The organism is Streptomyces sp. JJ38 (genome assembly GCF_019303475.1).
Taxonomy (GTDB): Bacteria; Actinomycetota; Actinomycetes; order Streptomycetales; family Streptomycetaceae; genus Streptomyces.
In genome coordinates this window covers 3250-3455 of the sequence record NZ_JABLSI010000096.1, presented here as the reverse complement: position 1 = coordinate 3455, position 206 = coordinate 3250, and the positions used below count along the sequence as shown (strand labels likewise).

Sequence of the window (206 nt, the reverse complement as noted above, 5' to 3'; positions counted from 1 at the left end):
GTGTCCACGGTGACGGCCGGCCCCTCCAGCCCGAAGGTGTAGGCGACGCGCCCGGTGGCGATGGACCCGGCGCTGCCGCTGCCGACGTACCCCTCCAGACCCGGCGGGAGCTCGGGCAGCCGTGAGGCGTAGTCGTGGTACATCAGACCGGCGAAGACGCCGGTGCGGCTTCCGCGCACGCTGGTGGGGTCGATGCCCGCGCGTTC

1 protein-coding gene is annotated in these 206 nt (G+C 73.8%); it reads right to left on the bottom strand.

What is annotated here, in order from left to right; genetic code table 11:
- Window positions 1-206, bottom strand: a 206-nt coding sequence (locus HPT28_RS27290) for a beta-ketoacyl synthase N-terminal-like domain-containing protein (protein WP_257579464.1), incomplete at both ends; no start/stop codon positions are given.